Genomic DNA, 13586 nt, shown 5'->3' on the forward strand with positions numbered 1-13586 from the left:
GATACATCCGAGCACCCACCCCACCAAACGGATCAGCAACAAACCGCTCAGCAGTCAAACCACCCCGACCCACATAACCCCGCCCCAACTGCACACCCGCCACATACAACTCACCCACCACACCAACCGGCACCACACCCAACCCCGCATCCAGGACATAGGCACGCAGGCCGGGAAGGGCTCGGCCGATGACGCCCGCCGGCGGGGCCGAAGAGGCCTCCGGGGCCGTGCAGTCCTCGGGGGAGAGTCGGCGGTAGGTGACGTGCACAGTGGTTTCCGTGATGCCGTACATGTTCACGAGCACGGTCTGCTCGTCCTCGTGCCGCTCGTACCAGCCGGCCAGACGCGAAGGCGTCAGGGCCTCGCCGCCGAAGATGACGGTGCGCAGGGCCAGTTGGTCTCCGAGCTCCGCAGCTTCGGCGTCCTGCTGGATGAGCTGGTAGAACGCCGAGGGGGTCTGGTTGAGGACCGTGACGCGCTCTGTCACGAGGAGCTTCAGGAACTCGGCCGGCGACTTGCGTGCGGACTCGGGTACGACGACGAGCCGGCCCCCGTGCAGGAGCGCTCCCCACATCTCCCACACGGCGAAGTCGAAGGCGTAGGAGTGGAACAGGGTCCAGCAGTCCTGCGGTCCGAAGCCGAAGTCGGCCTGGGTCGCCTCCAGGAGGGCCACCACGTTCCGGTGCGTGACGAGTACCCCCTTGGGGGTGCCGGTGGAGCCCGAGGTGTAGATGACGTAGGCGGGGTGCCCGGGCAGCAGCGCGTCCGTCCGGTCGGCGTCGGACAGCGGGCCGGACGGGAACTGCGCCAGCCTGCTGCGTGTCTCGGGGGCGTCCACGACCAGGTGGAAGCCGGGCCGTTCGTCACCGGTGACGGGCAGCGCCTCACGGGTGGCCGAGGTGCTGAGGACGCACACGGGCCGGGCGTCGTCGAGCATGTACGCGAGGCGGTCGGCGGGGTACGCGGGGTCGAGGGGCAGGTAGGCCGCGCCCGCCTTGAGGACGGCGAGGACGGAGACGACCAGGTCCGGTGTGCGGGGCAGGGCGAGCGCCACGACGCTCTCCGGGCCTACGCCCTGCCCGATGAGCAGCCGCGCCAACTGGTTCGCGCGGGCGTCCAGTTCGCCGTAGGACAGGGTCTCGCCCGCAGCGACCACTGCGGTGGCGAGGGGTCGCTCTTTCGCGCGTTGTGCGAACAGTTCCGGTATGCAAGGACCGCTCGGCGGCGGTGTGTCACGACTGTGCTCCCTCTGCCAAAGCTGCCGGTCCGTCTCGTCCCGCAGTTCCAGTGCGCTGATGGACGTCGCCGGGTCGGCCGCCGCCAGGCTGCGCAGGAGGTTCACGAAGGCCTTGAGGTGGGCTTCCGGTTCCTCCGCTCCGTACATCGCCGGGTTCGCGTCGATGTCGATGCGCAGGCTGTCGTCGTCCTTGCCCGGGTAGACGCCGACCGTCAGGTCGTCCACCGAGCCGATCGTGAGGTTGTGGGCGACGGCGTCGTGTGCGCCGAATCGGAAGCGGTGCCCGAAGGGCATGATGTTGATCTGCGGGCCGAACATCCGCTGGTTGCCGCTGGCCAGGCCGGCGTCGCGGCGCATGTCCTCGTAGCGGTAGTGCTGGTGCTTCATGATCTTGCGGGCCTCGGCGGAGGTGCCGCGGACGGCGTCGAGGACCGAACTGCCCGGGTCGACGGCGAGCCGGAGCGGCAGCATGTTGGAGAACATGCCGGGTGCTTGTTGCAGGAGTGCGGTGCTGCGGCCGGCGGTCGGCAGGCCGAGGACGAGGTCCCGGGTGCCCGACAGCCGGTGGGCATAGATGCCCAGGGCCGTCATGACCATCACGGCCCAGCCCGTGCGGCAGCGTCGGGCGGCCAGCCGGAGGGCGTCGAACTCGGAGGCGGTGAGATGGGCCGTGCGGCGGATGCGGTCCGTCTGTCCGGTGCTCTTCCCGCTGGTGAGGCTCACTGGCTGCGGGCAGCCCTCCAGGCGATCCAGCCAGAACGCCCGGTCGGCGCCGAACCGCGGCGAGGACCGGTAGGCGGTGTCCTCGGCGAGCAGCTCGGTCAGCGGGGCGAATGCGGTGGGTTCGAGCGGGGTTCCCGCTGCGAGGCTCGTGTAGACGTCGGCGACGCGGCGGGTGACGAGTGCGCCGGTGAATCCGTCGATGACGATGTGGTGGGCCTGCCGGTACCAGTAGAACAGCGTCGGCGCGAGCTTCAGGACCGTGTCCGTGTAGGTCCGGTCCCGGAGCAGGTCCACCGGCCTGGCCGCGCTGTCCCGCATCCAGGCCTGGGCGGCGGCACGGGGGTCGGCCTCCTGGCTGAGGTCGATGAGGGGCACGGGCCACTCGGGGGACTCGTCGACCACCTGGCGCGGGGTTCCCCCGGTGACGAAGAAGCGGGTGCGCAGGGACTGCGCCTCCAGGGCCGTCTGCTGAAGGGCGGCCTTCAGCAGGTCCACGTCGACGGCGCCACGGATCTCGACGTACTCAGCGAGGTTGTAGCCCGCCTTGTCCGCGGCCAGCTCGTGTGCCAGCCATATCTCGGACTGGGCGGCGGAGAGCGGAAGACCCTGAACAGCAGTGCCGTCGGACATGGTTGACCCTTCACGAGGTTGCGGCTGGCGCCGGAGTTCCTGCGTTCGCTTGTTCTGCGGTCCCGTTCAGCTGTGGTCCCGTTCGGCTGTGGTCCTGATCAACTGCTGTTCTGCTCAGCTGCTGTTCTGCTCAGCTGCTGTTCTGGGCGCGCAGGAAGTAGTCGCGCAGCAGGCCGGAGGTCTTCTCGATCACTACGGAGTCACGCGCGAGGGCCACGCGGATGCGCCGGCTTCCCCGGGCGGGGGCTGCCCAGTAGAAGGGTTCGCAGCGAAGGACGTGCAGTCCCGAGGCCTTGAGGTCGGCCCAGACGCGGCCCGCGTCGAGCGGGGCCGGCAGGTCGATCATGGACACGCTGACGTCGGAGGGGTTTCCCGGCAGTCGGGCCTCGGTGTCCTCCAGTGCCTCGCGCAGGATCCGGCGGTTGCGTGAGACGAGCGTGTGGAGCCGCTGGTACCCGCCGGCTCCGGCTTCCTCCGCGAATTCGGCCACGAGGGCGAGGACGAACGGGCTGACGCTGAGGAGGACGTCGGAGAGGTTCTCGTACAGGTCGAGCGGGCAGGCGGCGCTGTGCCCGATGAAGCCGAGTTTCAGCTCCGACAGCGGCCAGAGCTTCCCGGTGTCCTCGATGATCACGTAGTGCACACCGGTCCGGTCGAGCAGGGCGTAGGTGTCTTCGCGCTCCGCCGTGACGAAACCCCGGAACGAGGTGTCGAGGACCAGGATCTTGTCGTGCCGGGCGCAGGATTCGGCGATGGTGCGCAACGCCGCGGGTCCGATCACCGCGCCGGTCGGGTTGTTGGGGACGGTCAGGAACACCGCGTCCACTTCGGCGATGGCCGGCACCCGCCCCTGGATGAGTTCCTGCTCGTCCAGGGGCACGAGGCCGATCCCGCGGCCGCGGAGCAGGTCCGGGATGTTGTCGAAGGTGGGATGGATCAGTCCGATGGTCTTGCAGACGTCGGAGAGGGAGCGGGCCACGACCTCCATGGCGACGGAGGAGGAGTAGCAGCTCAGGACCCGGCCCGCTTCGACCGGTGCGGACAGCTGGCCGAGGGAGTGGAGGAACTCGCGCTGGGCGCGGGATTCCAGATCGGCGAATCCCTCCCGCGCCGAGGAGTGGAACAGTTCCGGGAGCCGGTCGATGACCGCCTGCTGTCCGGTGGTGAGGGTCTGGCGCGGGTGTCCGTCGCTCACGTTGATGTCGCCGTCCAGCGCGAGTATCTCGTACCTCGTCAGATTCGTGAGGTCTAATCCGTCGTGGGGCATCACAAGACTCCGTTCGGCACGTCAAGAGGGGCGGCAGTGGCCGTCTGCTGATCGCTCGTGCGGCGCGGATTTCCCGTAGGACAGGATCAGTGAACGCGCGGCTCGGAAACCGTGAGGCTCCTACAAGCTCAAGTGAATTCGCCGGATCGGGCTCGGCTGGCCTTTTGTGAAACTAACACGCGCCGGACTCCGGGCTCAATGAAAGCGCCCAAGAACCGGCAAATTGACAACCATTACCAAGAAAGTGGGGAGGGGGTCCGCCGGCCGGGCCGGGGGTATGTCCCGGCCGGCGGAGTCTGTGGGGCGAACGGCTCGTTCAGGAGCTGTTCGGGCAGGACATCTGGTGTCCGTTCAGGTATTCAGCGTCCACCAGCGCGCGCACTGCCGCAGGGGCGCCAGGAGGGAATCCCCCCGGTCCGTCAGGAAGTAGCTCACCCCCGGAGGGGACAGCTCGGCCCGCACGGTCCGGCCGACGAGTCCGCTGCTCTCCATCGCCCGGAGCGTGCGGATCAGGACCCGGTCGCTGATGCCCGAGCCGACCGTCCTGAGCAGCTCGTTGTGCCTCTGGGGGCCGGTGGCGAGGCTCCCCAGGACGGCCACGGTCCATTTGCCGGCCACGAGCTCGATCGTGGCGCGCGCCGCATGCCAGTCGGCGTCCGCCACGTCGAGTTCAGTGGTCATACCGGCCGCTGCTCGGTGTGCGGCTGTGGACGTGGTCGATCTGCAGCGTCGTGTGCGAGATGCCGTGCTTCTCGGTGAGGACGTGTTCGAGGTCGGCCCGTACCCCATGGCAGTCGCCCTCGTCCTCGACCAGCACGTGCGCGGAGAGCGCGGTCTGACCCGAGGTGATCGTCCACACGTGGAGGTCGTTCACCTCGACGACCGAGGGGACGGCGGCCAGGTGCTCCCCCACCGCTCCCGGGTCGAGGCCGGCGGGCGCCGCCTCGAGCAGGATGCGGCCGGAGTCGCGCAGCAGTCCCCAGCCCGCCTTGATCATGAGGGCCACGACGAAGAGGGTGGCGATGGTGTCGGCGCGGGCGAATCCCGTGGTCAGGACGATGGCACCGGCGATGGCGGTGCCGATGAAGGCGAAGAGGTCGTTGAGGATGTGCTGGTAGGCGCCCTCGATGTTCAGGGACGAGCGGTTCGCCTTGGACAGGCACCACGTGGCGACGAGGTTGACGGCGACACCGGCGAGGGCGGTGATCAGGACCATCCAGCCGCTCACCTCCGGCGGGTCGAAGAGGCGTTCCACGGCCTCGTACGCGAGCCACACCGCGGCCAGCAGCAGGGTGAGGCCGTTGGCCTGGGCCGACAGGATCTCCACGCGCTTGAGGCCGAACGTGTAACCGCCGCGCACCGGCCGTGCCGACAGCCGCATGGCCACCAGGGCGAGGACGATGGACAGGGCGTCGGTGAGCATGTGCACCGCGTCCGACAACAGCGCCAGGGAGTCGGCCATGAAGGCCACGACGGTCTCGACGGCGATGAAGCCCAGGATGAGCACGAGCGCCGTGGTCAGCCAACGCCGGTCCGCGTCGGCCGACACTCCGTGCTGGTGCCCCGAGTGGGCCCCGTGCCCGGCAGGTCCATGACTGTGCGCATGATCGGAAGTCATGCTTCCCCCCAAGTCGCTTCGTAAGGTCGACTGATCGCAGTAAAGCGTACGCAATGGAGGTCTTGCAAAGGCTGAATCGGTGACCGTTGTCAATACCATTAAGGGACAGTCCCTGATCACGCGAACGGACCGCCGACACATCGGGACGAGTCGCCAACCGACATTTTTGTCACCCCTTGCCAGGGTGCGTCTTTGCCCTGGATGCTCGGCACGTCGCACGAGGGTCACGGCTCTCGTCACGAGCAATGGGGGTGGGGGCCGTTCATATCGATGAAAAGATGCGATCAGCCGGAATGGAGGTCCTCCGGATTCCTTCGGCAGACGTTTCGGACCCGGAGGAATTACGGAGAGCGGTCGGAAGCGGAAGGCCCATGCTCTTCCGGGGGCTCGCCTCCCACTGGCCGGCGGTCGGGTCGTGGACGCCGGAGCAACTGAAGCAGCGATACCCCGATGTGGAGGTGAACGCCCTCATCGGTCTTCCGAGCAGCGGTGTCCTGTTCCCGCAGGACCAGCGGGAATACGAGCGGACGCTGAGCTTCTCCCGCTTCGTCGACACGATGATGACGGCTTCGCCCGCGGCACCCTGTTACCTCGCCTACAAGCGGGCCGGGGACCTGTTCGATCCTTCCGACTACGACGTGGACTCGCTGACCCCGGACGACGGGTACAGCACGGACACCCGGGTGTGGATCGGCTCGGCGGGAACCCGGTCGATGCTCCACTCCGACCTCAAGGACAACTTCTTCTGTCAGATCTGGGGGGAGAAGAGGGTGACCCTGCTTCCCTGGCGCGACAGCCGCGCCGCGTACCCGTTCCCCGACAACCTGGTGAACAGCCGGGTCGACCTCGCCGATGCGGACCTGGACAGGTTCCCCCGGCTCCGTGGCGCCCGTTTCCACCATGCGTCCGTAGGGCCCGGTGACGTGCTTTTCATCCCCCGGGGCTGCTGGCACGACATCCGGTCGACGACTCCGTCGATCTCCGTCAACCACTGGTTCGGGAAACCCCAGGGGGTCCGTGCCTACCTGCGTCTCCTCGGCCGGCTGGGGCCTGCGTTCTGGTACCCGGCCGCACGGGACTTCGTCCGGCACGGGGTGCTGGGGCGCGAGGAGAGGACCACGTTCTTCTTCAGTCCGCCGTCCACCGGGAAGCGTCTCTACGACGCCGTCCGCTGGGGCGACTTCTCCCGCGACAACGACCCCCACCGCGACTCATGACGCGCACTGGTGCGGCGCGTCGCGTCCTGGTCACCGGAGGTGCCTCCGGGATCGGCGCCGCGATCGTGCAGCGCTTCCTGCGGGACGGGGACCGCGTGGCGGTCCTGGACCAGGACCGCCCGGCCCTGGAGCGGCTAGAGGCTCAGCACCCCGGGCTGGACCTGTTCCTGGTCGCGGACGTCTCGGACCCCGGCGCCGTGGAAGGGGCCTTCCGCTCGCTCGACCGCAGGTGGGCAGGGGTCGACGCGGTGTGCAACTGCGCCGGCATCAGCGCGCGGGAGCCCTTCCTGGAGAGCAGCCTGGAGACCTGGCAGCGGACCCTCGCCGTCAACCTCACGGGCACGTTCCTCGTGGCCCAGCAGGCGGCCCGCCGTATGGCCGAGGCCGGCAGCGGGGTGATGGTGAACATCTCCTCGGTCAGCGGCATGGTGGGAATGCCGGGGTACGCGGCCTACAACGTGAGCAAGGCGGGAGTCATCGAGCTCACCAAGACGATGGCCCTGGAACTCGCGCCGCACGTACGGGTGAATGCCATCTGCCCGGGCTACATCCTCACTCCCATGCAACGGGCCGAGTACACGCCGGAGATGCTGGCGGACTGCGCCGCCCGGATACCGCTGCGCCGCCTCGGTGAGCCGGCGGAGATCGCGGACATGACGGCGTATCTGTGCTCCCCTATGGCCGAGTTCATCACCGGTCAGTCCTTCGTGGTCGACGGCGGGGAGACGGCCGGCGGTCTGGCCAGCGCCTGACGTCTGGCGTCTGGCGTCTGACGTCTGGCGTCTGACGTCTGGCGTCTGGCGTCTGGCGTCTGACGCCTTGCACCCCACACCTCACACCTCACGCCTCATCCAGAACCTTGAATGGAGAAAACCGTCGTGACAGGCATCGTCAGCTCTTTCACGGAATGGGATCCTCTGGAGGAGGTCGTCGTCGGCCGCCTCGACGGGGCGGTCTTCCCGACCTGGCAGGACAGCATGGCGGACATCCTGCCGCCCGGAGCCGAGCAGCTGTTCAGGGACCATGGGGGCTCGCCGATGCCCCGGGAGCACCTTGCGGCGGCAGTGGCCGAGCTCGACAACTTCGCCGAGGTGCTCCGTTCCGAGGGCATCACCGTGGTCCGCCCCGACGTGCTGCCGCAGGACACCGAGCTGCGGACGCCGGGCTGGAGCACCCCCGGCGGGCTGTACGCGGCCATGCCCCGCGACCACCTCATGGTGGTCGGTGACACGATCGTCGAAGCACCCATGTCGTGGCGCTGCCGCTCCTTCGAGGGCGACGCGTTCCGCGGTCTGGTCAAGTCGTACTTCCAGCGCGGCGCCAAATGGCTGCCCGCCCCGCGTCCGCAGCTCACCGATGAACTGTGGCGGACGGAACGCGGCCCGGACTCGCGCGGCGAGGACTGGGCGATCACGGAGTTCGAGCCCGTCTTCGACGCGGCCGACTTCATGCGGTTCGGCGACGACATCGTGGTCCAGCGCAGCCACGTGACGAACCAGTTCGGGATCGACTGGCTGCGGCGCTCCGTAGGCAAGGAGTTCACCGCCTCCGTCATCGAGGTGAACGATCCCCACGCGATGCACATCGACGCCACGCTGGCACCGCTGGCACCGGGCAAGCTGCTGGTCCATCCCGAGCGCTTCGTGCCGAACAAGCTGTTCAACGACTGGGAGACCCGGCCGGCTCCGCAGCCGACGCTCCCTGCGGACTGGCCGATGTACTTCTGCAGCCCCTGGGTGAGCATGAACGTCCTGTCGCTGGACCCGCGGACCGTCGTCGTCGAGAGCCACGAGCTGCCCCTGATCGAGGCGTTGACCTCCTGGGGACTGCGCTGCGTGCCGGTGGACTTCCGGCACGTCTACTCGTTCGGGGGTTCGTTCCACTGCGTCACCCTGGACGTCCGGCGTTCCGGTGCGTCCATGAAGTACCTCAACTCGTGACGAGGACGAAGGCGCCTTCAGATGAAGACTGTTGAGATCACGGGGCGGCGCGAAGTGCGTCTGGTCGACCGGCCCCTGCCCCGGATCGGTGCGGGCTACGTCCTGGTCAAGGTGCACGTCGCTCCGATGTGCAACGAGTACCTGGCCTACACCGAGGGGCTGTACCTGGAGCGCAACCGGCCCGACTCGCTCGGGCACGAGTTCGCGGGAGAGGTGGTGGAGGCACCGCCCGGATCGGCGCTGCGGCCCGGGGACCGGGTGGTGGCGCTCTGCGGTTTCCCCTGCGGGCGGTGCGAGCCGTGCCGCCGGGGCTACTACTCCCACTGCGCGCAGACCGAGGACCCGCGGAAGGTCACGGGCGGGGAGAGCGGTGAGTGCGGGTTCGCGCAGTACGCCGTCAAGGCGGACTGGATGCTGGAGCCGATTCCGGACGGGATGTCCTACGAGCACGCGAGCCTGGCGTGCTGCGCTCTGGGGCCCACGTTCGGTGCCATGGAACGTGCCCGGGTCCCCGCGGGGAGCACGGTGCTGATCACCGGGCTCGGTGCGGTCGGCCTCGGCGGGGTCGTCGCGGCGCGGGCCCGGGGTGCACGCGTCATCGGCGCCGTCCGCTCGCCCTACCGTGCCGAACTGGCCCGGCGGCTGGGCTGCGAGGTGCTGGTCGACCCTGGCCCGGCGGACGTGCTCGCGGCCACGGGCGGCCGGGGTGCGGACTGCGTGCTGGAGTGCTCGGGGCAGGCCCGCTACCAGCGGCTCGCCGTGGACTCGGTGGCCCGGCTGGGTACCGTCGCCTTCCTCGCGGAGCCCGGCAGGATCGAGATCAGCGTGGACGGGGACCTCGTCCAGCGCGGTGTGACGCTGCTCGGCAGCCTCGACATCAACCGTGAGGACGCCCGGCGGCTGCTCCAGGTCATCCGGTCGGTGCCCGAGCAGGTGGACACCCTGGTCACGCACCGGCTGCCGCTGTCACGCATCGGCGAGGCCTTCGAGGCCCAGGCCGCGTACGCGAGCGGGAAGGTGCTGCTCTACCCGTGGCGGGATGCCTAGGTCGTCTCTTTCGGCCTAGGGCCGGTGGTGGTCCGGGGTCAGGACGATGGCCGTGACGACGAGGCCGCCGCGGCACAGCCAGCGGCCTTCGAAGCCGCTCAGGGTCCGCCCCGCCACCACCGGGCCGGGTGTCCTGAGGGCGGCGGTGAAGGTGGAGGCGTCGGCGTCGATGTCCACGTGCGCCTGGTCGAAGTCGAGCGTCCGGCCCGTCAGCGGGTACCAGGCCTTGAAGACGCTCTCCTTGGCGCTGAACAGGATCCGCGACCACGGCACGTCCGGCCGGCGGTCGGTCAGTTCACGGACGGATTCCCGTTCGCCGGGCAGGGAGACCGAGGCGAGGAACCGTTCGGTGGTCGGTGTCGCCGGTTCGGCGTCGATGCCGATCGTGACGGCGTCGGCGGTCCGGGCCACCGCTGCGGCCCGGTAGCCGCGGCAGTGCGTCATGCTGCCGACCACGCCCCGGGGCCATACGGGCGCTCCTCGTGCGCCGGTCGCCAACGGCGCCGGGGGCATGCCGAGGGCGCCCATGGCCCGTCGCGCGCAGGTCCGTACGGTGGCGTACTCACGCTGCCGGGAGGGAACGGCCCGGGCGAGGGCTGCGGCCTCCTCCGGGAAGAGCAGGGTGGCGGGGTCGAGCGGGTCCGCGGGCACGTCCGCGTAGGCCTCTGCCGCCATGACGGCGACCGGCAGTATGTCCTCGATCAACGCCCGTCCCTCCCGGGTCCCGGAGCTCGGCAACGATCCGTACCGCCGGAGCGGGTCAGGCCGGCGCCTGCATCCCCCGCACGATGCCCGAGACCGCCGCCCAGAGCTGGTCCTCCAGGTCGAACGGGGCGGTCGCCAGGGTCCACCGCAGCACCATGCCGTCGACGACCGAGAGCAGGGCCAGGGCCGCGGCGTCGGCGCGCGCGTACGAGGCGTCCCCGGCCGGCTCGGCCCCGTCCAACCGGAGCAGGAGCGTGCGCACTTGATCCAGGTAGCGGTCGTGGTGGGCCGAGTAGCAAGACCTGATGTCCGGGATGGTCCGGGCGAGTGCGAGCAGTTCCAGGGCCAGGGGTGCGCGGTCGGGGTTCTTGGCGAGTTCGCGCGCGAATCCCCGGACGAGCTGTTCCAGCTGCTGCGCGGCGGACACGTCCTCGGCGAGTAGTTCGTCCATGGTGCGCGTCTCGGTGGCCAGCATGTGGTGCACCAGCGCGGTGGCGAGTTCTTCCTTGCTCTTGAAGTACCAGTAGAGCGCGCCCTTGCTCAGGCCCGATTCCTTGACGATGTCGTCCATGCGGGCGCCGTGGTAGCCCTGCCGGGCGAACACGGTGGCCGCCGCGGCCAGAATCTGTGCCCGGCGCGCCGCGCCGCGGTCGTCGTCCTGTGCCATCCCGCTCCCATCTCCGCACCTCGGCTCGCCCAGATGAAAGCGGCCGTCATTTTCACTCCGGTTCGCTCCAGACTACAACTAGACCGGCTGGTCGGTCTAGCGCTATGGTGACTCGACCGACTGGTCAGTCGAGTCTCTGGAGGAAGACGTGGAACCCCAGTACGACCTGGAAGCGGCCGGCCCCCGGCCCCCGGCGCTCTACCGCCTGGGAGCCTGGTGCGCGCATCACGCATGGCGGGTGGTGGCGGTCTGGCTGCTCGTGCTCGTCGGGGCCGGATTATTGGTGCCGCGGTTCGCGGACAGCCTCACGGGCTCGTCACTGACCGTCACGGGGTCCGAGGCGGCGCGCGCCGAGCAGCTGATGCGGGACAAGTTCGACAGCGCCGTCACCGAGGACATCGTGGTCGTCTTCGACTCGGCGGAACGCTCCGTCCAGGACCCGGAGTTCCGCGAGGCCGTCCGGCGCGGTATCGCCGGACTCCGCGCACAGGACGGGGTCGCCCGTGTCGAGGACCCGTACGGAGCGGGCGGGGAAGCCCTGTTCTCGGCGGACGGGCACACCGCCCTCGTCCTCGCCGGACTCACCGGCGACGAACGCGACCGCCAGGCCGTGGCGCCCGAGCTCCAGAAGACCCTCGACCGTACGGCCGACGACGGGGTCGGCGTCCACCTCACCGGTTCGAGCGCCCTGAACGCGGCCGTCGTCGAGCAGGAGGACAAGGACCTGGCGCGCGCGGAGTCCATCGGACTGCCGATCGCCCTGCTGGTCCTGCTGCTCGCCTTCGGCACCCTGGTGGCCGCGGGACTTCCCCTGCTGCTCGGCGTGGCCGCGCTGGTGACCGCCTTCGGCGCCCTGGGCGCGATCAGCTACTTCACGAGCTTCGACGTGTTCGTCCAAGCGGTCGTCACGATGCTGGGGCTCGCCCTCGGCATCGACTACTGCCTCTTCGTCGTCACCCGCCAGCGGGAGGAACTCGCCGCCCGCCCGGACCGGCCGATGGCCGAGACGGTCGGGCGCACCATGGCCACGGCGGGCAAGGCCGTCCTGTTCTCCGGTTCCACCGTGCTGATCTCGGTGGCCGGGCTGCTCCTCGTACGGGCGCCGGTCTTCCGGTCCATGGCCTGGGGCGTCATGGTGGCGGTGGCCGTGATGCTGGCCGTCGCGGTCACGCTGCTGCCGGCGCTGCTCGCCCTGCTCGGCAACCGGATCGACCGGCTGGCGGTCCCGGGCCTGCGCCGGACCGTGCGGCATCCCGATCCGGAGCATTCGGTCTGGGCCCGCTGGACCCGCGTCGTCATGCGCCGGCCCGCCGTCGTCGGAGGCATCACCCTGGCGGCCCTGCTGACCGCGGCAGCTCCGGTCCTCGGCCTGAAGCTCGGCTTCGACGTGGGGGCGAGCGCCGTGTCGGACGCGCCGGCCGGCATCGGGTACCGCCTGGTGGCCGAGAAGTTCGCCCCCGGGGCGGCGACCCCGGTCCAGATCGTGGTGGCCGATTCCGACGGTGAACTGGATGCGGCCTCGCTCGCGGCGATCGACCGGCTCAGCGGCCTGGTCGAGGGGAACGGCCAGGTCGCCGGGGTCGTGTCCCTGACGAAGGTGCTCAAGGAGAAGACGGGCCGCAGCGATGTGGAGGCGCTGGGTGAGCTGCGCTCCGCCGGCGGGCCGGGTGACCTCGACCGCCTGCTCAGCCCCTCGGGCGACATGAGCGTCATCACCGTCTTCCCGCGCAACGCACCGGATTCCGACGAGACCATCGACCTGGTCCGGTGGATCCGCGGTACGGCGGCCCCCGAGGCGGCCGGGGCCGCGGGCGGCCTCACCGTGGTGACCGGCGGACTGACCGCGCAGACGATCGACGTGGCCTCGGAGATCGAGCGCGCCACGCCCTGGGTGCTCGCCTCGGTGCTGGGCCTTTCCTTCCTCCTGCTGCTCCTCGCCTTCCGCAGCCTGCTGCTCGCCGCGAGCGCCATCGTGATGAACCTGATCTCGGTGGGCGCCGCCTTCGGCCTGTTGACGTGGGTGTTCCAGGACGGGGCCGGGGCGTCCCTGCTGGACTTCACCAGCCGCGGGTTCATCCAGGCCTATCTGCCCCTGCTGACGTTCGTCGTGCTGTTCGGCCTGTCGATGGACTACGAGGTGTTCCTCATCTCCCGGATGAAGGAGGAATGGGACCGTACGCACGACAACGTCCGCGCCGTCACCGCGGGGGTCGTCCACACCGCCAAGGTCATCACCGCAGCTGCCGCGATCATGGTGGTCGTCTTCGCAGCCTTCATGATCACTCGCGTGGTCGAGGTCAAGCAGATGGGATTCGCCCTCGCCGTCGCCGTCCTGGTCGACGCGACCCTGATCCGCATCGTGCTGGTCCCCGCGTTCATGCGTCTGGCCGGGCCCGCGAACTGGTGGCTGCCCCGGTGGCTCGACCGCGCCCTCCCGAAGATCGATCTGACCGAGGGGCCGATCCCTGCGGCCCCGGCCGGTGCGGATCCCGCTCCGCGGACGACATCCACGACACCGGCGGGCTGATTCCGCAC

Annotated in this window: 11 protein-coding genes; 5 read left to right on the top strand and 6 right to left on the bottom strand. The window is 69.7% G+C overall.

The genetic code is table 11. The annotated features are described in order from the left end of the window. From IO30_RS0100005 to IO30_RS0100020, 4 genes are all read right to left on the bottom strand, one after another. A partial coding sequence (locus IO30_RS0100005) for an amino acid adenylation domain-containing protein (RefSeq protein ID WP_031137862.1) occupies positions 1–2590 on the bottom strand: 2590 nt, incomplete at its 3' end. 130 nt (positions 2591–2720) lie between these two features. Continuing rightward, positions 2721–3857 carry an aminotransferase class I/II-fold pyridoxal phosphate-dependent enzyme gene (locus IO30_RS0100010; protein ID WP_031137864.1) on the bottom strand — a complete coding sequence of 379 codons (1137 nt, stop codon included), beginning with the start codon at positions 3855–3857 and terminating at the stop codon, positions 2721–2723. Between the two features lie 351 nt (positions 3858–4208). Continuing rightward, entirely contained in the window at positions 4209–4538 is a 330-nt protein-coding gene (locus IO30_RS0100015; RefSeq protein WP_031137866.1) for a winged helix-turn-helix transcriptional regulator, read from the bottom strand. Beyond that, positions 4528–5475, bottom strand: a complete 948-nt coding sequence (locus IO30_RS0100020) for a cation diffusion facilitator family transporter (RefSeq protein ID WP_051859464.1) — start codon at positions 5473–5475, stop codon at positions 4528–4530. The genes IO30_RS0100015 and IO30_RS0100020 overlap by 11 nt, the downstream gene beginning before the upstream one ends. Positions 5476–5768: 293 nt before the next feature. Here IO30_RS0100020 and IO30_RS0100025 point away from each other — a divergent pair, with 293 nt between their 5' ends. The 4 genes from IO30_RS0100025 to IO30_RS0100040 all read left to right on the top strand — a co-directional run bounded on the left by IO30_RS0100025 (position 5769) and on the right by IO30_RS0100040 (position 9679). Then, positions 5769–6692: a cupin-like domain-containing protein gene (locus IO30_RS0100025; RefSeq protein WP_078904455.1), complete on the top strand. Its 924-nt coding sequence runs from the start codon at positions 5769–5771 to the stop codon at positions 6690–6692. Further along, positions 6689–7444 (top strand): SDR family NAD(P)-dependent oxidoreductase, encoded by a 756-nt coding sequence (locus IO30_RS0100030; protein WP_031137870.1) that lies wholly within the window; start codon positions 6689–6691, stop codon positions 7442–7444. The genes IO30_RS0100025 and IO30_RS0100030 overlap by 4 nt, the downstream gene beginning before the upstream one ends. Before the next feature lie 126 nt (positions 7445–7570). Continuing rightward, positions 7571–8632: an amidinotransferase gene (locus tag IO30_RS0100035; protein WP_237403281.1), complete on the top strand. Its 1062-nt coding sequence runs from the start codon at positions 7571–7573 to the stop codon at positions 8630–8632. Positions 8633–8653: 21 nt separating this feature from the next. Beyond that, positions 8654–9679, top strand: coding sequence for a zinc-dependent alcohol dehydrogenase (locus tag IO30_RS0100040; protein ID WP_078904124.1), 1026 nt, complete (start codon positions 8654–8656; stop codon positions 9677–9679). 15 nt (positions 9680–9694) lie between these two features. Here the strand turns inward: IO30_RS0100040 and IO30_RS0100045 are convergent, their stop codons facing one another. Together IO30_RS0100045 and IO30_RS41565 are read right to left on the bottom strand one after the other, a co-directional pair. Then, positions 9695–10384, bottom strand: a complete 690-nt coding sequence (locus tag IO30_RS0100045) for a 4'-phosphopantetheinyl transferase family protein (RefSeq protein WP_031137873.1) — start codon at positions 10382–10384, stop codon at positions 9695–9697. A 55-nt stretch (positions 10385–10439) separates the two neighbouring features. Next, complete coding sequence (locus IO30_RS41565) at positions 10440–11051, bottom strand: TetR/AcrR family transcriptional regulator (RefSeq protein ID WP_051901735.1); 612 nt, start codon at positions 11049–11051, stop codon at positions 10440–10442. A 148-nt stretch (positions 11052–11199) separates the two neighbouring features. Here IO30_RS41565 and IO30_RS0100055 point away from each other — a divergent pair, with 148 nt between their 5' ends. After that, positions 11200–13578 carry an MMPL family transporter gene (locus IO30_RS0100055; RefSeq protein ID WP_051901736.1) on the top strand — a complete coding sequence of 793 codons (2379 nt, stop codon included), beginning with the start codon at positions 11200–11202 and terminating at the stop codon, positions 13576–13578. Positions 13579–13586 lie beyond the last annotated feature (8 nt).

Source organism: Streptomyces xanthophaeus, assembly GCF_000725805.1.
Taxonomy (GTDB): Bacteria; Actinomycetota; Actinomycetes; order Streptomycetales; family Streptomycetaceae; genus Streptomyces; species Streptomyces xanthophaeus.

Bases quoted from the DNA above. Each gene is read 5' to 3' on its own strand.
- IO30_RS0100010 (WP_031137864.1), bottom strand. From the start codon at position 3,857: ATGCCCCACGACGGATTAGACCTCACGAATCTGACGAGGTACGAGATA.
- IO30_RS0100015 (WP_031137866.1), bottom strand. From the start codon at position 4,538: ATGACCACTGAACTCGACGTGGCGGACGCCGACTGGCATGCGGCGCGC.
- IO30_RS0100020 (WP_051859464.1), bottom strand. From the start codon at position 5,475: ATGACTTCCGATCATGCGCACAGTCATGGACCTGCCGGGCACGGGGCC.
- IO30_RS0100025 (WP_078904455.1), top strand. From the start codon at position 5,769: ATGGAGGTCCTCCGGATTCCTTCGGCAGACGTTTCGGACCCGGAGGAA.
- IO30_RS0100030 (WP_031137870.1), top strand. From the start codon at position 6,689: ATGACGCGCACTGGTGCGGCGCGTCGCGTCCTGGTCACCGGAGGTGCC.
- IO30_RS0100040 (WP_078904124.1), top strand. From the start codon at position 8,654: ATGAAGACTGTTGAGATCACGGGGCGGCGCGAAGTGCGTCTGGTCGAC.
- IO30_RS41565 (WP_051901735.1), bottom strand. From the start codon at position 11,051: ATGGCACAGGACGACGACCGCGGCGCGGCGCGCCGGGCACAGATTCTG.